This window comes from Cupriavidus sp. SIMBA_020 (assembly GCF_046535395.1).
GTDB classification, from domain to species: Bacteria; Pseudomonadota; Gammaproteobacteria; order Burkholderiales; family Burkholderiaceae; genus Cupriavidus; species Cupriavidus campinensis.
In genome coordinates, this window is sequence record NZ_JAWRWU010001157.1 from 1 (window position 1) to 253 (window position 253).

The 253-nt window shown below is 62.8% G+C and carries 1 pseudogene; it reads left to right on the plus strand.

What is annotated here, in order from left to right:
• Nucleotides 1-253, plus strand: a pseudogene (locus SB751_RS33170) (ABC transporter permease); the annotation flags it as partial.

A 253-nucleotide genomic window follows, 5' to 3' on the forward strand; every position in this document is an offset into this window, starting at 1 on the left:
GTGCGCGTGAGTACGTGGCGCGCGGTCTCGGGTTTCGCGATCGGCGGCGGCATCGGTCTCGCGCTCGGACTCGCCACGGGCCTGTTCAAGCCGGTCGAAACCGCGCTCGATTCGACCATCCAGATGATCCGCAACATTCCCGCGCTCGCGATGATTCCGCTCGTGATCCTCTGGTTCGGCATCGAAGAGGAAGCGAAGGTGTTTCTCGTCGCGCTGGGCGTGTTCTTTCCGGTGTACGTGAACACGTTTCACG